A 22,249-nucleotide genomic window follows, 5' to 3' on the forward strand; every position below is an offset into this window, starting at 1 on the left:
TTTAACTTTTTAACTTTTTAACTTTTTAACTTTTTAACTTTTTAACTTTTTAACTTTTTAACTATCCAGCTTCAGCGCCTAGCCCCTCGGGGTCAAATGGGGAAAAACAAGGAGCTGCCTCCTTGTTTTTCCCCATTTTGCTCCTGCGGTTACTCGTCGCAGAAGAACGTACCTGTCGGGGCAGACATAGGCGCTTCCGTATTTCTTAATTTGTCCATTCACTTAATGATTCCAATAAATACGTCGGTAACTCCAATTGTTTTCTAACATCATCCGTAGTTGTAACTCCACTATTTATATGTGCAGTGTGTATACCATAATGAATTCCAGTTAAAATATCCGTTTGGTAATTGTCCCCGATCATAATCATCTCGTCTTTAGCATACCCATGTTCCTGTTGAATCAACTCTAGCATATACGGTTTTGGTTTCCCCATAAACATTGCCTCTACTCCGGTAGAATGTTCTACTAGTTTTGTAAAAGCCCCGTTACCTGGTAAAAAACCTCTTTCTGTTGGGAATGCATGATCACTATTCGTAGATAAAAATACTGCACCTGCACGAATCGACAAACACGCTGTTGCAAGTTTTTCATAATTTATTTGCAAATCGATCCCCATAACGACCACTTCCGCTGCTGCTTCTGTACAAACTATCTCTTTTGCATGTAATGCCTCTTTTAAGCCATCTGCTCCAACCATAAAAACAGTTTTCCCTTTATGATGATCATCAATAAAATGAGCAGCTGCAATAGCTGAAGTCATAATACGATTTGCCTCTATGTGAATATCCATCTTCGCCAACTTCAATTGCAATTGTTGCTGAGTCATCGACGCATTATTTGTAACAAAAAAAGGCTCAATCCCATTGTGCTGTAGATAATGAACAAATTCGACTGCTTCCTTTATCGGCTCTTTCCCCCGGTAAATTGTCCCATCTAAATCAATACAATAGGCTTTATAACTTAACATTGGAATCCTCTGGTAAAAACGCAGAAACCGGGCCTAATTCATTGATAATATAACTCTCCACTTTTATTGGGAATTGTTTAATACAACTTAAATTATCCAATAAAACAGAAACTAAACTAGCATGATTCACTAATTGAAAATCTCGAACTAATTGCTTTCTATATTCAATAACTTCCTTCATAGGTCCATCCATTTCAGGAGAGATTACTTTTTCATCCGTTAGTATATCAATAATATCTTCGTAGCTTCCTGGATCACGCATGATAAACCCATCAATCATTGCATTTCCAACGTCGATAATCGATTCTATAATATTTTGCCCTACACGCTCTAATGCTAATTTTGTCACTTCATCTTGTTCCCAGTCTGCTCGACTTTCAAACAGTTCTACTAAAGAATTCATATAAGTTAATGTTAAAGTAATTTTTTTTCGATCGACAAAATACATCGAAATACCCCCTCGTAATTCTTGTTCAGTTGATATTGACTTCTATTCTATAGTAACATATTTGAGAGTAGGAAGGAGTGTCACCGAATGGAACGATTTTTCTTGTATGATGATGTAGAAGATACAAAAACGAGGTTTGTTGGGTTTACTGGCGATTCACAAAGATACGATTTAGCTATATTACAAAGCTCTCGTTTTTTCGGAAAAGTGTTAGTAATGGATATCCAATACGGCCGAGCAGCTATTTTAGGGCCAGATGATTTAGAAGAGCCTGGATACTTAGAGCATGTATATAATAGAACGGAAATAGAAGCAGAAGAACTGAGAGATTATTTAAGAGAATTATTGAACTAAAGCTTTCTTTAAAAACTAGAACAGTTTCTGGCTCTCTTCAGGCTTCTCATTGGGCCATACAATGAAAGATAAAATTTTCAATGCTTGTTGAAAGAGGAGGCTATGCCACTTCCAACAAGCTTTTTCGTCGGTCATCGTATGGCAAATGTTCGCCTTTCGTTCGCCAGAAACTTCCGTGGCAAGTACTTAAATACTTTTAGTAAAAGGAGAAGCAAGCCATTTCTATATACTTTGCAGGTCGCCAAAGATACAATTTTGGCGGCACTTTGTAGGTTTTTACAAAGCGACACTTCTATTTTTTTATATAAAGTAAAAAGTAAATGACAAATTTACTTCACACGAAAATTGTCGGTCTATTTCTAACTAGAAGTGTCCATGAACTTCTTTCTCTTTCTCTTACATGAAAAGGGTTAAGTAGAAAGAACATGAATACACTCCCATAAGCAGAATGGATGTAGTGAAAAGCGGCGACTCGGGCGGGAAAAGTGCGAGCTGAAAGCCCCGCAGGAAAGCGTCCGATTGTAACGAAATCCACTCTGATGTATTCGTATACATTCTAAAAAAAACCTTGAGCAAGATCACAATTGATCTTGTTCAAGGTTTTCAATTACTAATGGTTCTACTATTTCTACTGGTACCTTTGGTGCAATTCCTGTTTTCTTTATAAGAAAATAAGCACAGCCAAAATTACAATATTCGTATAAATAATCTTTCATCGTACTTATTTTCGTATCAAAAGTAGCCTTATGGTTTTTATCCTCAAAAAAACCTTTTAAACGAAGCTGGCCATATCCCCAGTCTCCCATAATATAATCATACTTAGATAAAATCTCACTATAACGCTCTTGAAACGCTTCATCTTTAAACGCTTCGCGGTAATCTTCTACTATATCGTACGTTAATCCTTCTGCAATAATCATATAATCACCATCCATTAGCTGTTTTGAGTAGCTAAAAGTTCCTCACCTTGTGCTTGCCTTTGCTTCGCAGCTGCATTTACTTGCTCATCTGCATGATAACTACTACGAACGAGTGGTCCAGCTTCACAATGAGAGAACCCTTTACTCATTGCAATTTTACGTAATTCACCAAACTCTGTTGGCGAATAATATTTTAAAACAGGTAAATGTTTTTTAGACGGTTGTAAATATTGACCGATCGTCATAATATCCACGCCGTTTGCACGCAAATCATCCATTACTTCTAAAATCTCTTCATGCGTTTCCCCTAATCCTAACATTAACGAAGATTTCGTTGGTATCGTTGGTTGCATTTCTTTTGCACGTTTCAGCAATTCCAATGAACGATCATATTTTGCTCTAGCACGAACTCTTGGTGTTAAACGACGAACTGTTTCGATATTATGATTTAAAATATCTGGTTTTGCATCCATAATATTTTTTAAGTTTTGCTCAATTCCACCCATATCCGAAGGTAACACTTCAATAGTGGTAAATGGATTTTTACGACGAATCGCGCGAATTGTTTCAGCAAATACTTCCGATCCACCATCTTTTAAATCGTCTCGAGCAACTGCCGTAACTACCACATGCTTCAAATTCATAATCACAACAGAATCAGCAACTCGCTCTGGTTCGGCTAAATCCAATTCATTTGGAAGTCCTGTTTTAACAGCACAGAAACGACAAGCTCGTGTACAAATAGCCCCTAAAATCATAAATGTAGCCGTTCTTCTAGTTCCCCAACACTCATGAATATTCGGACATTTCGCTTCTTCACATACTGTATTTAAGTTATTTTCGCGCATTAACTTTTTCAGACCTTTATAGTCGTCATTCGTATTTAACTTAATTTTTAACCAATCTGGCTTGCGTTGATGCTCTGTTTTCGCTGGTTTACACGTTGACATTTCCCCTACCCCAATCCAAATAAACTAACTACTCTGATGTCAATGTAACATATTATTTGATTACAAACAACTCTCTTTGGCAGCCATTACCTAGTTAACAGATAGGAAATAATTCACGAAATTTTATTCACTTACAGCAATATTTTGACGTTTATTTATCAAACTCCATACGATAAATAACGCGATTAAAATAACAATAACAGTGATGAATCCAAGCACCGCTGATCCAGTTAAACCTAAAACTAAATAACCTGTTGCTGCAATTACCGCACTTATTAATGCGTAAGGTAGCTGTGTCATGACATGATCGATTACATTTACACCGGCACCAGTCGCTGACATAATCGTTGTATCCGAAATTGGTGAGCAATGATCTCCAAAAACTGCTCCTGCCAACACTGCTGATAGTACAGGCAATAATAACTCTGGTTCAATCGACATAATGATGCTCGCCCCAATTGGCAATAAAATTCCGAATGAGCCCCATGAAGTTCCTGTTGCAAACGCCATAAATGCTGTTAATACGAACAATAAAACCGGGATAATCCCAACAGGAATATTATTTTCTGTCACTATTTTCGCAAGATAAACGCCCGTTTCAAGAGCATTGATTAAAAATGATAAAGACCAAGCAAAGATTAATATAAGAATTGCAGGAATCATCGAACGAATTCCTGTTGTAAATGCTTTCCATGCTAATCCGGCATTCGCCTCAGAATTCACTTTGAATTGGCGTACATATAACAATATCGCTAGCAATGTTGCTGACAATCCACCAATCATAAGAGATGTAGGCACGTCTGTATTTTCAAATATAATGACAGGGTTCATTACTTTTCCTGCATTTTGATAGCCTGTCCAAAACATTGAACCGATCGTAACGACAACTAACGTTACTATTGGAAGTACTAAATCAGTTACTTTTCCAAAATTATTTTCCGGGAAATTTCCTTGTAGCTCTCCTGGGTTTGGTTTATTCGGATCATATAACTCACCAGTTTCTTTTGCTCTTGATTCATGTTTTTTCATATCAAAAATATCAAAGTCAGTCCAAGCTAGGAAAAAGACCATTGCAAGCGTTGCAATAACATAAAAATTCATCGGTGCCATATATAAAAATGCTTCCAGTGGTGTATAAGCAGTTACTGCATGTGTTGCAAAAATAACGCCTAATTGGCTTATTAAAAACGCTCCCCAACTCGACACTGGTGACACAACACAAATCGGTGCAGATGTAGAGTCGATAAAATAAGCAAGTTTCGCACGAGAAACTTTATGTGAATCTGTAATCGGCCTAGCGATTTGTCCAACTGCTAATGCATTAAAATAATCATCCACAAAAATAAGAATTCCTAAACATGCTGTCAAAAGCTTTGAACCTCTTCGCGTTTTCACTCGTTTAATTGCCCAAGTTGCAAAAGCTTTACTACCGCCAGACAAACTAACAAATGCCGTAATAACCCCTAATAGTAAGATGAACAATAAAATATAAATATTATACGTATTTAAGCCATCGTCCCAAAAAGAAACTTTAAATGATTCCCATAATATTAGTGCTGAATCGACTGGAGCAAAACTAGTTACAAGCAATGCCGAAGAAACGATTCCTACTCCTAATGACAATAATACCCTTTTCGTAACAAGCACCATTATAATCGCCAATATTGGTGGCAATAAAGCTAAAAATGTATTTCCCAAACTATTTTCCTCCTATTTTTCACAAGCTCCGAATCCCCCAAAAACTATTCGAACTGCTAAAAACTCTCCCAATCCCCAAAAAATAAAAGTAAATAGAAACTGTTTCATTTATAGTTCCCCAAAAGCCACAAAAAAAAGCCAACCTATTAGACATGGTTACATGTACATAGGTCGGCCTCTACTATTGAATTCAAGCATTAACTATCATCCATATTGTGTAGCTCACCATTTATACGTCCCCATATAAATGACAGTGTTATTTTTATTCAAAATAACCCCAACTAAATGCATTTGACAGTTCACATTTAATTTCGGCAAAGCTTCCTTTCTTATACGATCGTCGTTGTCATCCTCACGTATAATACTATTAAGCTATGCAGCCTCTACCTATTTATTTTGCAATCACTACTGTAACAGGATTCACAACAAAATGCAAAAAATCATTCTTCTCGTGGTGTTATTGGAACTTCGACAGAAGGTGCGGCCCCTTCTCCTTTTGTATAAATTTGAGGAACCTGCCCTTGGATTAATCCCATTGCAACTGGAATAGTTTGCTCTACTGTGCTCATTTTACTTGCTAGTGGAACAATCACTTGGACATTTACTTTTATCCGAATACTGATTTCCACAAATGCGTTATTAATGCCGAATTCCTCAATACTTTGCTCCACCGTAGATTGTACATCTCCAATTACATGAAATCGAATTGGAATTTTCGGACCTAAGTTACCAAGCAACGGAATATTAGCAGCCTGCCCCATCGGAACAAAAAATACAATGCCGCCTTGATCCTCCATCGTTTGCTTGTCATACTCGATATCGTCCAAATAAGGTAAAGAAGATAAATTTCCTTTCTCCGCTTGCTCTAAATGAGACAATACTAAACTATTTGTATCCGACAATACGCGATTAATAATTTCCGTATTAAATTTCGTCGTCACCATATTCGCACTTTCGGACGGGACATGCTCGATGATATCATTCACATCTAATACGTTCGCAATTCTCGTATTAATCGCTTTACTAATAACCATCGAAGCGATTTTATTCGTTTGAACTTCTGCATATCGTAAATATGTCGGTGTTAGTTGTGCATTAATCCAATAAAATAACCCTCCAACTGTCAATAAAAAACACGCGATAAAAATCGCTAATTTACTTTGCATACTAAAAAATTTGAATTTCTTCTTTTTATGATGGAACAACATAAAATCCCCCTAGTTACTTATATGTAACCGGAGGATTTTTATGTAGGCTATTTTTTAAGCTCTTGTTGCTGCCCATACCATTTGACAACATCACGTATAAATTCTGGCATAAAATATTTTTTAGTCGCCCACTTAAAAGAAGGAAAAAAATAGCCAAATGTAAACATATCCAGTGTAGCAAGTGAATACGTTTTATCAACCTCAAGTAGTTCTCCATTCACATATACTTCTCCATCTTCCTGTACAACCAGCTGATGAAATTGCATTGCACCAAGGTATTTCCCTCTAAATCCCAACCCTTTTACTTCTAAACGAGGCCATTTTTCGTTTTTGGACAACTCAATTACCTCGAGTAATTCAGTTCCTGTTATAGAAACGATGCATGGATTGATCGGGTGTGGTAAAACAGCATGTAAATCATACGCAGTAATCGGCCCTTTATTCAAATCGGTCAAAAAGATACCTGCTGGAAACATTGCACAATCTGCTGCTGTAAAAGCTACTAATGCTTCACCAAAAAAATAAGACATACTAGAAGGATGAAACCAATCTTTTGTTAACAATACTGGATTTTGAAATACAGTATACGCTAATCGTTGCTTTCCAATCTCTTCCCATTGTGCTATTTGCTCCGCATCATTCGAAGGCTTTTCAAGCTCATCTATTGGATATAATGTAGCTGCTTTTGAAATTACTTTATTTGCTGCGTGATCATATTCAATCATGACGTGCCCAATATACACTCCTAGTTTACCTGCTGCTGCTTGTAATGTCTGATGAAACAGTTTGCCTTCTTTAAAAAAATGATGTGTATGTGCGCCTAATATGACGTCTATTTGTGGGATTTCTTCCGTCATCCGATCATCTAACGTCATTCCCAAATGGGACATGCACACAAGTATATCTACCTGATCTTTTATTTCCTCGCATATTTCCTTTAGCCGATTAATCGGATGCTGAATATGCCAGCCAAGATTTTCATAATAAATACCAAAATCAGCTGTCACAGCAACAATCCCGATCCGAACTCCAGAAGGTGTTTCATGAATTTTATACGGCAGTAGCCATTGCGGTATATCACCATGTAAATCTGTAAAATTAGAAACAATCACATCGAACTTCGCATCCGTGTACAAAGCATGAAGATCTTCATGGCTCAGTGTAATTCCTTCGTTATTTCCTATTGTGACATAGTCATAACACGCCTTATTCAATAGCTCTACGTTACCTTTACCAAGCGTCCCTTCCGTAAACACGTTGGATCGATCTAAATGGTCCCCAATATCCATTACAAGGCAGGGATCATTATTTTTGTGCGTTTTTCTTTTATTAGAGAGAAACTGATGGATAGTCGGCCAGTTTTCTAAATGACTATGCAAATCATTCGTATGATAAATATGAATCGTTTCTCTCACTGTAAACCCACCTTTTTCGCTTTACATAAGCGCCGCAATTATTGAACGAACCCCTAGTAGTAATAATACAATTCGTAATGCAAAAACTAATGTATTCGAATTTAGTTTTTTATTTAAACTTGCTCCTATTTTAGCTCCGATATACGCAGCTGGAATTACTGGTATCGTATAAAGCCAAGGAATATTTCCTAATGACATATGTGTCGCTGAATTGACAAGTGCAGATAAGAAAACCATAAACATAGATGTTGCCACTGCCACATGAGGAGGAAACAGAAATAGTAAAATCATAGCAGGCACAATAATGGAGCCTCCACCAATACCAAATAAGCCTGAAGCAAAACCAACTCCAAATGTTAATAGAAGTGCAAACCAAATAGGATAGCCGTAAATATATGTACCTTTATCGTCTGTAAAGGTTCGTTTTTTTCCATTTTCAACAAACCACTTCACAGGTTTTAAGCGATCTCGTACCAATAAAAGAGTCGATAAAATAATAAGTAAAATACCAAAATATAGATTAAAAGATGGTAAATCTAATCCTCTATTTACCCATGCACCAAGTATCGTCCCTGGTATACTTCCTATGAAAAATATAAACCCACTTTTAAAATCTACCGTTTTCGTTTTCATATACGAAAGAGTAGAAGAAAGACCTGTGAAAATCATCATTACAACAGAAAGCCCAACAACACTTTGTGGTGTAATATCTGGAATTAATGCAAGCGTTGTACCAAAAAATAATACTGCTGGAACTAAAATAACTCCGCCGCCAAGGCCAACTAATGCGCCAACCACACCGGAAAAAAGACCACTAATTGCAAGTATGAACCATTCCATTAAAACTCTCCTTCAAATAAATCTAATTGTTTTGGAGCCAGCCCATCGAATTCAATACCTAGCATGGCTTGAAATAATTTCGCATTTTTGGCAGCATGCCCGCCAGAATTATTATTAAATAATACTACAACATCTTTTGCTTCTTTGTGCAGCTGCTCGGTAATGCCATAAATGGAACGAAGCTCTTCTTTATTGTAATCATATAAGTAACGAACTTCTCGCCATTTTTCTGAATCACCTGGATTAATCCAACCATATGTATTTCGACCATGCAACCTAATAAGTACTTTATCGGACGTTGCAATAGGCACTGTTGGAACACAACCCTCGCCAACTTGCGGTTCATCACAAACAGTGTGATGAAAACTATGCGTTCGTAAAAATTGCATCGTTTTCTTTTTAAAATTTGGAGAATACCAAGACTGATGTCGGAACTCAATAGCTACCTCAAAATCTTTTAATTCCTCCCGAATTTTCATAAGGTACTCTACATTTTCTGTGTGACATTTAAACCATGGTGGAAACTGTGCTAAGACCATCGAGAGCTTTCCCTGTTCTTTAAAAGGCTGAATAGATTGTCTATAAGCCTCAAACATTTTGTCTAGTGATTCATAAGGAAGTTCTCCTCGTAAATGCCCTGTCATCCCTTGATAAGCTTTTACCACAAATTGAAAATTATCAGGTGTTTCCTTTAACCATTTTAAACTATTTTTGATGGGTGGAATTGCATAAAATGCGGTATCTAATTCAACTACTGGGAAATGCGCACTATAGTCTTGCAACTTTTCCCTTGCAGTTGAAGTATACAAATCAGGGTGATCTCCCCAACCAGTTAATCCTATTTGAATCATGTACTCACCTCGCTATTCTTTCAATAATATCATACCATCAGTCTATGCATAGGCACAAAAAAAGAACGTTCAACTGAACGTCCGCCGCAAATCATTATGTAGCAAAAGTTAACTCTTTTTCTTTTTTATTTATGACATTCATGCTTTCTAAAAGAATTTTCGCATCATCATTTAAATAGTATTTAATATCTTCTCTCGCTAATAGCTCTGCATGATTATTTATCGATAACTTTAAACCTCTAATATCAAATTTAGTCGCATGCTTATTAATGGAATATATAATTGTAATGTCTTTGCGACTCAAAGGATCTACCCCTGCCATTTGTTCTTTTTTAAGAAAATTAAATAATGCTCTAGCATTACTACGAAGTAGATGTCTATTTTGATCTAATACATCCATGTTTTGTTCCATATATCTTCTAGCAGAGACTAAATCTAAATTATCCATACTTATATTGATTAGTTTTATTAATTCATTATAGTCCACATTAGCACTCCTTTTAATACAAATCATATTTTAGGTATAAGGGGACTACGTTACTAAAAAAACTCAGTATTTAGAACTGTTTTAGATTTTTTATAGTTCGCATTACTTTGCATATTTTCTGCTTTAATAAATCCTAAGTCACATTATTTTTTCTTTCATAAAGGAAAATCACCTATAAACAGAGCTAAGAGTTAGAAATAGAAGTAAGAAGCGTCCACTCGCAACGATTGGATTGAAGAGCTTCTTTACATAATGGATGGTTTTTATTTATTCTTCTTTATATTATTAAACTGTGTAAATTTTATCTTTCAGTAAATATTCGATATCAATCATAAACTTTGTATCTGGTTTTCACGCATATTCAATTCCTCATAATAATCAACAAACAAAGCTGCCTTTGGTACTTTCGTTACTTCAAAAGCTATATAGTTTATTTCCCAATCCTTTTCATAAGAAAATATAAGGAATTTTTTTATATATTTTGTTTCGATTTCTCTTACACCATTTTTAACTGTATAATTTCCAAAAATATTTTTGTATATTAAACCATTTCCATTTACATAATCCTTTTTAATTTCTATTTCTGTTTTTAATATAATGTCTTTCACTTTTATTATTTCTAGTTTAAATGTATCTTTGCGATGTTCAAAAATAACCTTATCTTTACATCTGTAAATATAGGTCTCAATACCTTCTAAAAGTGGTAATCCTATTAGATGTTTTGCTAATATACACCTATCAGCTTCAAATAATTTGATGCGCGCCTTTGAACCTGGCACCATACTCTCTCGTTTTAAATTTTCGATTTTAACCCTTTTTTGATGTTCTCGAATCATTGCTTTCTTTTGATGCTTTAGTTTTATTGCTTCAGGTGTAGATAATCTTTTATACCTTCTTATAAGTAAGTATTCAGCATAAATAAATCCACTAAATGCAATTATAACAAGTATTGCTCCAGTAAAATTGTAGCTTCTAAAATTTCCAATAATATTAAATGACGAATATATAATAAATAGTCCTAAAATAATTGATAAAAGTATGTATACTATTCGATTCATTGTACAAATCCTCCCTTATAGAAGATACTATATCTTATCCGATATAATATCCAATACTAATTTACTAATTCCCTCTGGTTAGTCTAATGAAGCATGCAGTGCCAAATCAGATACATTATTATTCAGTTTGTATAATCATGCGGGAAGATAAAATATTTTTCCTTGTGCAGCTACTTTCTTCAGTTGCACTTCTGCATTCACATGATGTTTACCTAAAAAGAATCTTGAGTAAGAATAAAATGCGTCTTTGATGGGCTTAACAATGTCACGCTGAAATTACTGTAAAACGCAAAGTATTAAACCATGTCAAAAAACTAGGAGAAATATATTTTTGAGACAAAAAACGGAGCAACTTTAAAAGTTGCTCCATTAACTTGTAGATAACATCAAAATTCGAAGGTTTCATATCAGACTTGCTTGAAACACTTGTCAGTCGAGTCGTTCCAGTCGGGGGAGGTAGCGAATAGTACTACAGCTCATTAGTTTAAAACGAGTTCCAGCAACGAAGAATGAATGCGTGTATCAACAGTTTGAAAGGGGGCAACTATAATAGTTGCCCCCTTTCAGCCCTTACTGCAATAAGTATTACCCAATACTACCTTCCATTTCGAACTTGATCAAGCGATTCATCTCAACCGCATATTCCATTGGAAGTTCTTTTGTAAACGGCTCAATAAAGCCCATTACGATCATTTCAGTTGCTTCTTCTTCACTTAGACCACGACTCATTAAGTAGAATAATTGTTCCTCTGAAACTTTAGAAACTTTCGCTTCATGCTCAAGAGAAATATTATCATTCAAAATTTCGTTGTATGGAATAGTATCTGAAGTAGAAAGATTATCCATGATTAACGTATCACATTCAATGTTCGCGCGAGCACCAGTAGCTTTACGACCAAAATGAACGATACCACGGTATGTTACTTTTCCGCCTTGTTTCGAAATAGATTTCGAAACAATTGTAGAAGATGTATTTGGAGCTAAGTGCATCATTTTCGCACCAGCATCTTGATGTTGTCCTTTACCAGCAATTGCGATAGAAAGTGTCATACCACGAGCACCTTCACCTTTTAAAAATATTGCAGGATATTTCATCGTTAACTTAGAACCGATATTTCCATCGATCCATTCCATTGTAGCGTTAGCGTCACAAACAGCACGTTTCGTAACTAGGTTATAAACATTATTTGCCCAGTTTTGGATTGTCGTGTAACGGCAATATGCATCTTTTTTGATGATGATCTCAACAACCGCACTATGCAGTGAGTTTGTTGTATAAACTGGAGCTGTACAACCTTCTACATAATGTACAGAAGCGCCTTCATCAACAATAATTAACGTACGCTCAAATTGTCCCATATTTTCCGAGTTAATACGGAAATATGCTTGAAGTGGCGTTTCAACTTTTATGCCTGGTGGTACATAGATAAATGATCCACCTGACCATACTGCTGAGTTAAGTGCTGAGAATTTATTATCTGCAGATGGAATAACAGTACCCCAATATTTTTTGAAAATGTCTTCATTTTCACGAAGGGCTGAATCCGTATCTTTAAAGATAATACCCAAGTCTTGAAGTTCTTGTTTCATGTTGTGGTAAACAACTTCCGATTCGTACTGCGCAGAAACACCCGCAAGGTATTTTTGCTCTGCTTCAGGAATACCTAGTTTATCAAATGTAGCTTTGATTTCCTCTGGTACTTCATCCCATGAAGTTTGTGTAGCCTCTGATGGTTTTACATAATAAGTAATCTCATCGAAGTTTAAAGATCCTAAATCTCCACCCCATTGTGGCATTGGTTTAGAATAGAAAATTTCTAACGCTTTTAAGCGGTAGTCTAACATCCATTGTGGTTCATTTTTCATACGTGAAATTTCTTCAACGATATCTTTCGTTAAGCCACGTTTTGAACGGAAAATGGATACGTCTTTATCGTGGAAACCATATTTATAATCACCAATTTCAGGCATTTTTTTAGCCATCGTATTTCCTCCGTTCTAGTTTTATTTCTCTTCTTCGGATATCCCTTTTTCCATCGCCTTCCATGCCAATGTTGCACACTTAATACGCGCTGGAAATTTAGAAACACCATTTAGTGCTTCAATATCACCAAGGTCTAAAGAGTCATCATATTCTTGTCCAAGCATCATTTCAGAAAAAACAGTAGATAATTGAAGTGCTTCCTCTACTTTTTTCCCTTTTACTGCTTGCGTCATCATGGATGCAGAAGCCATCGAAATCGAACAGCCTTCTCCGTCGAATTTCGCATTTTGAACCACTCCATCTGTTACTTGAAGTGTTAAATGAATGCGATCTCCACAAGTAGGATTATTCATATCAATCGTTAATGCCCCATCCTCAATACTGCCTTTATTGCGAGGATTTTTATAATGATCCATAATAACAGTTCTATATAGTTGATCTAAATTATTGGAAGCCATCGTTAAAATACTCCTTTGTCGTGCGCAAGCCTGCAACTAGACGGTCAATATCTTCCACTGAATTGTACAAATAGAAGCTTGCACGTGCTGTTGCTGATACTTTCAACCACTTCATCAGTGGTTGCGCACAATGATGTCCTGCACGAACAGCAATACCATTCATATCAAGTACTGTTGCAACATCATGTGGATGCACGTCATCTAAGTTAAATGTTATGATTCCAGCTCGTTTCGACGGATCTTTCGGTCCATAGATTGTTAAGCCTTCGATCGTAGACATTTGGTCCATCGCATAAGCAGCAAGCTCATGTTCATGCTTTTCTATTGCATCAAGTCCGATTTCTTCAAGGAAATCAATTGCTGCTCCAAGTCCAACAGCGCCAGCGATAATTGGTGTACCACCTTCAAATTTCCAAGGCAGCTCTTTCCATGTTGACTCCTGTAATCCTACAAAATCAATCATTTCTCCACCAAATTCAATTGGCTCCATCGCTTCAAGTAACGCCTGTTTTCCATAAAGTACACCTATACCAGTTGGTCCACACATTTTATGACCCGAAAAAGCCAGGAAATCACAGTTTAATGCTTGTACATCTAGTTTTATATGCGGAGAAGCTTGAGCTCCATCTACTACCATAATTGCCCCATGTTCATGTGCAATTTTCGTAATTTCTTTAATTGGATTCATCGTACCTAAAACATTTGAAACGTATACGACTGATACGATTTTTGTTTTATTAGTAATTGTTGCACGAACTTTATCTAAAGATATTGTTCCGTCTTCTTCTAAATCAATATATTTAAGCGTAGCGCCAGTAACTTTCGCAAGCTGTTGCCATGGAATGATATTAGAATGATGCTCCATATACGTAATGACAATTTCGTCACCTTTTTTTACATTTGCTAAGCCGAAACTTTGCGCAACTGTATTGATAGATGTCGTTGTACCACGTGTAAATATAATTTCTTTCGTCGATTTAGCATTGATGAACTTACGAACTTTTTCACGTGCTCCTTCGTAACTTTCCGTCGCACGGTTTCCAAGTGTATGAACACCACGGTGCACATTGGAATTTTCCAATTCATAGTAATTTTTAATCGCTTCAATTACTTGAACTGGCTTTTGTGAAGTTGCCCCACTGTCTAAATAGACAAGTGGATGACCGTTAATCTCTTGGTTTAATATAGGGAAATAGTTTCGAATCTCTTTACTGAGCATTAGCGAACTTTCCTTTCAATAACCTCCGTCAGCTGTTTCTTCACGCCTTCAATAGGTAATTCGTTTACTACAGGAGCAAGGAATCCATGAATTACTAGACGCTCTGCTTCATGTTGAGAAATACCACGGCTCATTAAATAGTACAACTGAAGTGGATCTACTCGGCCAACTGATGCTGCGTGACCTGCTGTTACATCATCTTCATCGATTAAAAGAATTGGATTTGCATCTCCACGTGCTTTTTCGCTAAGCATTAATACACGAGATGTTTGCTCAGCGTTAGACTTAGTAGCACCGTATTCAATTTTACCAATACCATTGAATATAGATGATGCTTCATCTTTCATAACTCCGTGCTTAAGGATTTGACCTTCTGTATGTTTGCCCCAATGAATTACTTTTGTTGTAAAGTTTTGTTTTTGTTTACCGCGACCTACAACAACCATTTTCACATGACCTTCTGAGTTATCTCCAACTAAATGTGTTGTATTTTCAGAAATAGTATCACTGTCATTCATCATACCAAGTGCCCATTCAAGAACCGCATCACGACTTGTTACACCGCGACGATTAACGTATGTTGTAAATCCTTCTGCTAGAACATCAACAGTTCCAAATGTAACTTTTGAATTGTCTTTAGCAATAACTTCCGTCACGATATTAGCTAAACCTTCTGCATGTTCAACAGTGGACAAATAGTTCTCTACATAAGTTACAGAGCTATTTTCATCCGCTACTAGTAAAGTATGATTGAAAAGTGAAGCTGCTTTATCGTCATGTAAATAAATAACTTGAATTGGTTCTTCTACTACAACATTCTTAGGCACGTATAAGAATACACCACCGTTTAATAATGCAGCATGAAGTGCAGTTAATTTATGTTCTGTTACTTTGACACCGTCGGTCATAAAGTATTGTTGAACAAGATCAGAATGCTCACGAATTGCAGTGTATATATCAGTTAAGATAACACCTTTAGCTTTTAGATCTTCTGATAATGAAAGAAATGCAGGTGTATTGTTATGTTGGATGTAAATATTTTTTTGTTCATCCGCATTTACAACTGCTTTCACTTCGTCAGGTAGTTCGTTTAAAGAAGTAAATTTACTGCTATCTACAGTATGAACTGGAAACTCTGTGAAATTCCAATTAGTAATTTTTGTTTTGTCTGGTGTTGGCATCGGAAGTGTTTCAAGTTCACCAAATGCTTTCAGACGAAGTTCTGTCATCCAGCTTGGTTCTTGCTTACCTTCTGAAAAGGAGCGAATATCTTGCTCGGTTAATGCCAATTTTGTTTCAACCGTCATGCTGATTCGTCCCCTTTCTTATGCTTCTTGTCCAACTGTTTCGTCTTCAATTCCTAACTCTTCTTTTACCCATTCGTATCCTTCTGCTTCTAATCTTTGAGCAAGTTCAGGACCACCGGATTTAACTACACGTCCTTGCATCATTACATGTACATGGTCTGGCGTGATGTAGTTAAGAAGACGTTGATAGTGAGTGATTACTAAGCTTCCGAAACCTTCTCCACGCATTTCGTTGATCCCTTTAGAAACAACTTTTAATGCATCGATATCAAGACCAGAGTCAATTTCATCTAAAATAGCAAATTTAGGTTGCAACATCATTAATTGAAGAATCTCATTACGTTTTTTCTCCCCGCCTGAGAATCCTTCATTTAAATAACGTTGTGCCATATCTAAATCCATTTCTAAAAATTCCATTTTACTATCAAGCTCGCGAATGAATTTCATTAAAGAGATTTCATCGCCTTCTTCGCGACGTGAATTAATCGCTGAACGTAGGAAATCCGCATTTGTAACTCCAGTTATCTCACTTGGATATTGCATTGCTAAGAATAGACCCGCTTGTGCACGTTCGTCTACTTCCATTGCTAAAACATCTTCTCCGTCCAATTCAATTGAACCAGATGTAACTTCATATTTTGGATGACCCATAATAGCAGAAGCTAAAGTAGATTTACCTGTACCATTAGGACCCATTACTGCGTGAATTTCATTTGTATTAATTGTTAAATTAACACCTTTTAAAATCTCTTTACCGTCGATCGCAACGTGTAAATCCTTAATGACTAAAGTTGACATTTAATAACCTCCATTAATTAACTATGAATGGAAAACCATTCTAATTTATTATCATTCTAATCTTAACCCAAACTGAAGTCCCTTGCAAATCTTTTGAAATACTTTCTCAGTTAGAATACAAGTCTATTGTAATTCATGATTTCTATTTACTTTTCTTACAATACTAGAGTTCTCAATCGAAACTGAAGCATTTTCAATAAGTATAATCTAATTGAGAATGGATTTCACTATTCAAATAGTGTTTATATCTATTTAAAACCGACTATGAGAATATGAAAAAATCCATGAAGCTAAGTACCTTCATGGATTTCACTATATTAACCTCGAAAAGTATGACTAGCTATTTTAGCAATCAGCCGAACACTCTCCTCATAATTTTCTTGCCTACGTCGCTCTACTTTCATACGTAATAAATGGCTACTTCTCATATCAACATAACCGAAACCATGTACTCCTCTAAATGCATGGTCCATCTGTTCTGTATAAGGTAACTCTTCCGAACTAATAATGAATCATTCCTTCCTAATTAATATTTGGTACATTTTATATATACCCTATTATATTAGGATGAAACGTTTAGCTCGATTTTGAGAATCTATCTACAATAATTGCAAGCGCTCCATCACCAGTTACATTTGTAGCTGTTCCGAAACTATCTTGCGCAATATAAAGTGCGATCATTAATCCGACCATTGCACCATTAAATCCAAGCATAACTTCTAGCAAGCCTAGTGCTGCCATTACTGCTCCACCAGGTACTCCTGGAGCCGCAATCATTGTAATGCCTAGCATAAATATAAACGGGATAAATGAGGATAGTACAATATCTTGCCCATTTATTAGCATAACGCCAATTGCACACGATACAAGCGTAATCGTACTACCAGATAAATGAATCGTTGCGAACAATGGAATCGTGAAATCTGTCACCTTTTCAGATGCTCCCGTTTTGCGGGCTTGTCTAAGCGTTACTGGAATCGTGGCCGCCGAAGACTGTGTTCCTAATGCTGTAAAATAAGCAGGAGACATAGTTTTCATCAGCTTTAATGGATTTTTTCCCGTCAACGTTCCTGCCGTTGTATATTGCAGTACAAGCATGAGTAAATGCAATGCAATAATCATGACAAATACGACACCAAAAACAGACAATACTTTAGCTACTTGACCTCCAAACGTCATATTCATGAAAATACCAAAAATATGAATTGGTAGTAAAGGAATAATGATAAAAGTAATTACTTTCTCAATAATCTCGCTAAATTCTTCAAATCCTTTTTTCAGTGTATCTCCCTTAATTGCGGAAATACCAATCCCCATAATAAACGAAAAAATTAGCGCAGTCATAATCCCCATCATTGGAGGCATTCCAATTTCAAATAAACCACCGATTAAAAACTCTTCTGGGTTATCGATCTCAATGCTTTCAGTTCCTCCAATAAACTTTGGCAATAAATTAGATGCAACAAAAAATGCTATAAATCCTGCAAGTAAAGTAGATGCATAAGCAATAGCCGTAGATAATCCTAATAATTTACCTGATCCTTTACCAAGCTGTGCTATTCCAGGTACGATAAAAGCAATAATAATCAGTGGTACGATAAATCCTAAAAATCCGTTGAAAATACCATTAAATGTTGCCATAATTTCAACTACTTTTTTCGGCACAAAAGATCCTAAAAGAATCCCAAGACCAATAGCAACAATAATTCGCGGTAATAAACCAAATTTCCCTTTCACCTTATGTCCTCCTTAGATGTACAAGTGTGTTTTTTTGATATTTATACACTTTAGCACATCTGTTTATTAAAGTGAACCGAATTATCAATAGACGGAATGTTAAGATTAATCTTCACCAAACAAACTGCTCCTGCGGTTACTCGTCGCAAAAAGGCTTGCTCCTGCGGTTACTCGTCGCAAAGAGACTTGCTCCTGCGGTTACTCGTCGCAAAAAGGCTTGCTCCTGCGGTTACTCGTCGCAAAAAGGCTTGCTCCTGCGGTTACTCGTAGCAAAAAAGCTTGCTCCTGCGGTTACTCGTAGCAAAAAAGCTTGCTCCTGCGGTTACTCGTCGCAAAAAAGCTTGCTCCTGCGGTTACTCGTCGCAAAAAGGCTTGCTCCTGCGGTTACTCGATGCAAAAAACTGTAAACAATCTCAAATTACTGAGCTTGTTTACAGTTTCATTAACAAATTATTTAACTGGTACTACCGATCCGTCCCACTCTTCTAAAATGAACTGTTGAATTTCCTCTGATTGTAACGCATCAACTAGAGCTTTAATCTCTTTATTATCTTTATCTTCTGCTTTAACAGCAATAACGTTTACATATGGAGATTCTTTATCCTCTAAAGCAATAGAATCGTTGATTGGGTTAATACCAGCATCAATTGCATAGTTAGAGTTAATAAGTACTGCATCACCTTCGTTATTTTCATATAACTGAACTAAAAGGGCAGATTCATAGTTTGCATCAAAGTTTAAATTCTTATCATTTTCAACAATATCTTTTACTTCTGCTGCTGTTTTATCAATTCCATCTGCAAGTTTTATCAACCCTTTTGCTTCTAATAGCGATAAAAGACGACCATGGTCCGCAACAGAGTTACTCATAATAATTGTAGCACCTTCTGGTAACTCTTCTAATGATTTATGCTTTTTCGAGTAAACACCGATTGGTTCAATGTGAATTCCACCTGCATTTACAAAATCATACCCATTGTCTTTAATTTGGCCTTCTAAGTAAGGGATATGTTGAAAATAGTTTGCATCAAGATCTCCTGAATCTAGATCTTTATTTGGTAGAACATAATCTTGATATGTTTGAATATCTAACTCAATACCTTGCTCCTCTAAAATGGGCTTCACTTTTTCTAATATTTCTGCGTGAGGAACGTTTGAAGCTCCAACTACCAACTTATCACTTTCTTCATTTCCGCAAGCTACTAAAGCTAATGCGCTAATCGTTAAAATTGCCCCTGTTAAAAACTTTTTCATGTAAAATCTCTCCCTTATTATATATAATCGAGTATACTCGTAAACACCAACTATCGTTTATCCACTTTCATCGTGATCCAATCGCCAATCCACTGGATGATAAATACTATTATCAATATTAAAACAGTAGCTACAAACGTGACATCTCCTTGAGTACGTTGAAATCCATCTAAATATGCTAATGTACCTAATCCACCTGCTCCAATAATACCTGCCATTGCTGTGTATCCTACAAGTGCAATACATGTAACCGTAATACCTGAAACTAAAGCTGGCATAGACTCTGGTAGTAGAACCTTCCAAATAATCGTTTTAGTCTTAGCTCCCATGGACTTAGCCGCTTCTAACACACCTTTATCTATCTCTCTTAACGCTATCAAAACCATACGAGCATAAAATGGTGCTGCCCCAATTACTAATGCTGGAAATGCTGCATCTGGACCACGCATCGTTCCAACTAAAAACTTAGTCAACGGAATAAGTAAAATGATTAAAATAATGAATGGAATAGACCGGAATATATTCACAAATGCACCGGTTAATACGTTTGCAAGTCTATTTGCCCACGCTTGATGTGGACTTGTTAAAAACAATAGCAATCCTAGCGCAAGCCCTATAACAAATGTTAATAAAGTAGATATTGCCGTCATATATAGTGTTTCAATTGTTGCTTCCCACATTTTCGGCCAATCAACGTTTGGAAATAATGTGTTAATCATTGTTGATCACCTCTGTATGCACTTTTTGTTCGTGAATAAAACGAATCCCTTCATCGACTGCTAGGGCATCTCCGTCCAATTGAAGGATTAACGTACCAAAAGCACCGCTTTTCGTATGTGAGATATTTCCTTGCACAATATTCACTTCTAAATCAAATTGTTTAATTAGCCTTGATAGTATAGGCTGCTCTGTTTGTTCGCCAACAAAAACAAGTTTAATCAGCTTACCATTTGGATATAGGTCCACTAAGTTTTTTATTGTTTGTTTTGCTTGGCTCGTATCGGATACTTGCGACACGAATCGTTGTGTAATAGGTCGTTGTGGGTTTTGGAAAACTTCTAAAACGTCTCCCTCTTCCACTACTTGCCCTGCTTCCATCACTGCAACTCGATTACAAATCTTTTGTATAACTTGCATTTCATGAGTGATTAAAACAATCGTTAATCCTAATTTTTCATTAATATCGACTAATAAATCTAAAATCGAATCTGTCGTTTCTGGGTCAAGTGCTGAAGTTGCTTCGTCACATAGAAGCACTTCTGGACGATTTGCTAAAGCTCTCGCAATACCAACTCGTTGCTTCTGACCACCAGATAATTGAGCAGGATAATAATTTCCTCTTCCTTCTAATCCAACTAACTCAATCAATTCTTCAACGCGAGCAGCTCGCTGTTCTTTAGGAACACCTGCAATCTCGAGCGGAAATGCAATATTTTCTGCAACAGTTCGAGACCAAAGTAAATTGAAATGTTGGAATATCATACTAACTTTATGTCTTACTTTGCGTAGTTGGTCTTCACTAATAGAAGTAATATCTTCGTCATTGATTGTTAAATGGCCTGAAGTTGGCTTCTCTAATCCATTTAATAATCGGATTAATGTACTTTTACCTGCCCCACTATATCCAATGATGCCATAAATTTCTCCTTGACTTATCTCAAGATTTACATCATCAACGGCAATAATCGTGCCTTGCTTTGTACTAAACTTTTTTGAAATATTTTTTAAGCTAATCATGCAAATCCTCCTATTCATATAAAAAACCCTTCCGCAAAAGAGCAGAAGGGCTGTAAGTTATCAATTAAAATAACACTCATCCATTCTCTCATTTCCCAAAGCATTAGCTTTGTGTGACTTGGCACCATTTCATTTGCATGACGGTTGCCGGGCTTCAAAGGGCACTTCCCTCCACCTCTCTTAATAAGAGCGATACTATTAAATTATATTTCTTAGTAAAACGTATTTTATCATACATTATTTTTACTGTCAACTTCTTTTATTTCCTCTAGTAAATATGGCACTGATTGAAATGCATAAATCTTTTTATAAACTGTTCCATTTTTAGCGATCAAAAGACATGGAACGCTTTCGATTTCATAATCTATCGCTAAACTTCCTAGAAAATTAATATTCGCTTGACCAATAGCATGAGGAACCATTTCCTTAATGACTTGCATCATTTTACTCGCTACCTGACACGTCCCACACATTGGCGTATAAATATATAAAAGAGAAGGCTCGGAATCATTTTTATGCTGTTCCCATTGTTCTCGTGTCCATTCATTCAAGTTTA

At 36.2% G+C, this 22,249-nt stretch carries 23 protein-coding genes and 2 riboswitches; of the genes, 1 reads left to right on the forward strand and 22 read right to left on the reverse strand.

What is annotated here, in order from left to right:
• Positions 1-205 precede the first annotated feature (205 nt).
• Both RUH95_RS10875 and RUH95_RS10880 read right to left on the reverse strand, forming a co-directional pair.
• Positions 206-970 (reverse strand): TIGR01457 family HAD-type hydrolase, encoded by a 765-nt coding sequence (locus tag RUH95_RS10875; protein WP_313892896.1) that lies wholly within the window; start codon positions 968-970, stop codon positions 206-208.
• Positions 957-1,418, reverse strand: a complete 462-nt coding sequence (locus RUH95_RS10880; protein ID WP_313892897.1) for a DUF86 domain-containing protein — start codon at positions 1,416-1,418, stop codon at positions 957-959. The genes RUH95_RS10875 and RUH95_RS10880 overlap by 14 nt, the downstream gene beginning before the upstream one ends.
• An 87-nt stretch (positions 1,419-1,505) precedes the next feature.
• Between RUH95_RS10880 and RUH95_RS10885 the strand changes: the two genes are divergently transcribed.
• Positions 1,506-1,772 carry a DUF3055 domain-containing protein gene (locus RUH95_RS10885; protein ID WP_313892898.1) on the forward strand — a complete coding sequence of 89 codons (267 nt, stop codon included), beginning with the start codon at positions 1,506-1,508 and terminating at the stop codon, positions 1,770-1,772.
• 578 nt (positions 1,773-2,350) lie between these two features.
• Here the strand turns inward: RUH95_RS10885 and RUH95_RS10890 are convergent.
• From RUH95_RS10890 to RUH95_RS10980, 20 genes are all read right to left on the reverse strand, one after another.
• On the reverse strand, positions 2,351-2,692 hold the full coding sequence (locus tag RUH95_RS10890) for a YutD family protein (protein ID WP_313892899.1): 342 nt from the start codon (positions 2,690-2,692) through the stop codon (positions 2,351-2,353).
• A 14-nt stretch (positions 2,693-2,706) separates the two neighbouring features.
• On the reverse strand, positions 2,707-3,642 hold the full coding sequence (gene lipA / locus RUH95_RS10895) for a lipoyl synthase (RefSeq protein WP_313892900.1): 936 nt from the start codon (positions 3,640-3,642) through the stop codon (positions 2,707-2,709).
• A 123-nt stretch (positions 3,643-3,765) separates the two neighbouring features.
• A complete protein-coding gene (locus RUH95_RS10900) occupies positions 3,766-5,340 on the reverse strand; it encodes a Na+/H+ antiporter NhaC family protein (protein ID WP_313892901.1) in 1,575 nt (524 codons plus the stop codon).
• A gap of 210 nt (positions 5,341-5,550) precedes the next feature.
• Positions 5,551-5,734: riboswitch (Lysine riboswitch) on the reverse strand.
• Positions 5,735-5,780: 46 nt separating this feature from the next.
• A complete protein-coding gene (gene yunB, locus RUH95_RS10905; protein WP_397469496.1) occupies positions 5,781-6,548 on the reverse strand; it encodes a sporulation protein YunB in 768 nt (255 codons plus the stop codon).
• 47 nt (positions 6,549-6,595) lie between these two features.
• Positions 6,596-7,963: a bifunctional metallophosphatase/5'-nucleotidase gene (locus RUH95_RS10910; protein WP_313892902.1), complete on the reverse strand. Its 1,368-nt coding sequence runs from the start codon at positions 7,961-7,963 to the stop codon at positions 6,596-6,598.
• A gap of 21 nt (positions 7,964-7,984) precedes the next feature.
• Positions 7,985-8,803 carry a sulfite exporter TauE/SafE family protein gene (locus RUH95_RS10915; RefSeq protein ID WP_313892903.1) on the reverse strand — a complete coding sequence of 273 codons (819 nt, stop codon included), beginning with the start codon at positions 8,801-8,803 and terminating at the stop codon, positions 7,985-7,987.
• Positions 8,803-9,654, reverse strand: a complete 852-nt coding sequence (locus RUH95_RS10920) for a DUF72 domain-containing protein (RefSeq protein WP_313892904.1) — start codon at positions 9,652-9,654, stop codon at positions 8,803-8,805. Before RUH95_RS10920 ends, RUH95_RS10915 begins: the two co-directional genes overlap by 1 nt.
• 94 nt (positions 9,655-9,748) lie before the next feature.
• A complete protein-coding gene (locus RUH95_RS10925) occupies positions 9,749-10,141 on the reverse strand; it encodes a hypothetical protein (protein ID WP_313892905.1) in 393 nt (130 codons plus the stop codon).
• Positions 10,142-10,470: 329 nt separating this feature from the next.
• Complete coding sequence (locus RUH95_RS10930; protein ID WP_313892906.1) at positions 10,471-11,199, reverse strand: hypothetical protein; 729 nt, start codon at positions 11,197-11,199, stop codon at positions 10,471-10,473.
• 585 nt (positions 11,200-11,784) lie between these two features.
• The gene (gene sufB / locus RUH95_RS10935; protein ID WP_313892907.1) at positions 11,785-13,182 is read right to left on the reverse strand and encodes a Fe-S cluster assembly protein SufB; all 1,398 of its coding nucleotides are present in this window, start codon (positions 13,180-13,182) and stop codon (positions 11,785-11,787) included.
• Between the two features lie 21 nt (positions 13,183-13,203).
• A complete protein-coding gene (sufU, locus tag RUH95_RS10940) occupies positions 13,204-13,641 on the reverse strand; it encodes a Fe-S cluster assembly sulfur transfer protein SufU (RefSeq protein ID WP_313892908.1) in 438 nt (145 codons plus the stop codon).
• On the reverse strand, positions 13,628-14,860 hold the full coding sequence (locus tag RUH95_RS10945) for a cysteine desulfurase (protein WP_313892909.1): 1,233 nt from the start codon (positions 14,858-14,860) through the stop codon (positions 13,628-13,630). Before RUH95_RS10945 ends, sufU begins: the two co-directional genes overlap by 14 nt.
• Entirely contained in the window at positions 14,860-16,167 is a 1,308-nt protein-coding gene (sufD, locus tag RUH95_RS10950) for a Fe-S cluster assembly protein SufD (protein WP_090567064.1), read from the reverse strand. Before sufD ends, RUH95_RS10945 begins: the two co-directional genes overlap by 1 nt.
• Positions 16,168-16,185: 18 nt before the next feature.
• On the reverse strand, positions 16,186-16,965 hold the full coding sequence (gene sufC, locus RUH95_RS10955) for a Fe-S cluster assembly ATPase SufC (RefSeq protein ID WP_313892910.1): 780 nt from the start codon (positions 16,963-16,965) through the stop codon (positions 16,186-16,188).
• Between the two features lie 317 nt (positions 16,966-17,282).
• Complete coding sequence (locus RUH95_RS21570) at positions 17,283-17,438, reverse strand: YuzK family famiily protein (protein ID WP_483880133.1); 156 nt, start codon at positions 17,436-17,438, stop codon at positions 17,283-17,285.
• 103 nt (positions 17,439-17,541) lie between these two features.
• A complete protein-coding gene (locus RUH95_RS10960; protein ID WP_313892911.1) occupies positions 17,542-18,702 on the reverse strand; it encodes a dicarboxylate/amino acid:cation symporter in 1,161 nt (386 codons plus the stop codon).
• Positions 18,703-19,152: 450 nt separating this feature from the next.
• Positions 19,153-19,956, reverse strand: coding sequence for a MetQ/NlpA family ABC transporter substrate-binding protein (locus RUH95_RS10965; protein ID WP_313892912.1), 804 nt, complete (start codon positions 19,954-19,956; stop codon positions 19,153-19,155).
• A 50-nt stretch (positions 19,957-20,006) separates the two neighbouring features.
• Positions 20,007-20,675: a methionine ABC transporter permease gene (locus RUH95_RS10970; RefSeq protein ID WP_313892913.1), complete on the reverse strand. Its 669-nt coding sequence runs from the start codon at positions 20,673-20,675 to the stop codon at positions 20,007-20,009.
• Positions 20,668-21,693, reverse strand: coding sequence for a methionine ABC transporter ATP-binding protein (locus RUH95_RS10975; RefSeq protein ID WP_313892914.1), 1,026 nt, complete (start codon positions 21,691-21,693; stop codon positions 20,668-20,670). Before RUH95_RS10975 ends, RUH95_RS10970 begins: the two co-directional genes overlap by 8 nt.
• Before the next feature lie 85 nt (positions 21,694-21,778).
• Positions 21,779-21,883: riboswitch (SAM riboswitch) on the reverse strand.
• 40 nt (positions 21,884-21,923) lie between these two features.
• Entirely contained in the window at positions 21,924-22,244 is a 321-nt protein-coding gene (locus RUH95_RS10980; protein WP_313892915.1) for a thioredoxin family protein, read from the reverse strand.
• Positions 22,245-22,249 lie beyond the last annotated feature (5 nt).

The organism is Psychrobacillus sp., from assembly GCF_032154225.1.
Taxonomy (GTDB): domain Bacteria; phylum Bacillota; class Bacilli; order Bacillales_A; family Planococcaceae; genus Psychrobacillus.